This window comes from Kitasatospora arboriphila, assembly GCF_039528095.1.
GTDB classification, from domain to species: Bacteria; Actinomycetota; Actinomycetes; order Streptomycetales; family Streptomycetaceae; genus Kitasatospora; species Kitasatospora arboriphila.
Genome location: NZ_BAAALD010000334.1, coordinates 1 through 518, shown reverse-complemented (window position 1 = coordinate 518; position 518 = coordinate 1). Strand labels below are relative to the sequence as shown.

1 pseudogene is annotated in these 518 nt (G+C 54.6%); it reads right to left on the bottom strand.

The features are described 5' to 3' along the window. Positions 1 to 518 (bottom strand): annotated as a pseudogene (locus ABD353_RS40250) (IS3-like element ISKpn18 family transposase); the annotation flags it as partial.

Here is a 518-nt window from a genome sequence, read left to right as displayed (position 1 = left end):
CTTGCGACGCCAACAGGCCTTGAGTCCACAGGCTTTCATCAAGGTACGACAGCGATGACGTCCAACATCATGGCCCTGGGCACGCAGGGCTGCACTCAAACGACGACTGCCATAGGTGCGACCACTGGCAAGAAAAACCGCCTGAGCATGCACGCTGTCCTGGCAAATAGGTTTGGGTGTATTGACTCTGCGACGCGCTGCGTAGTAACCAGAGCGACTGATGTCCAACGCCTGACAGACCTGCTTGATCGGGGCCTGCTTCGCTAACTCAGTGACAACATCGTGGATCACTTTATTTCCCGTGCGAAGAAGGCCGAAGCTTTTTTTAATAATTCATTGTCTGATTTTAGTCGCCTGACTTCGGCTTCCAGTTCTCGAATACGTTGCTGCTCAGCCGTTAACGGTTTACCAATCCCCGGCCTGCCGGCTGACTCGTCATCCAGTTGGTGTACCCAGCGTCGGACCACACTTTCGGTCAGCTTCATTTCGCGGCAGACTTGGCTGACGCTGACGCCTTG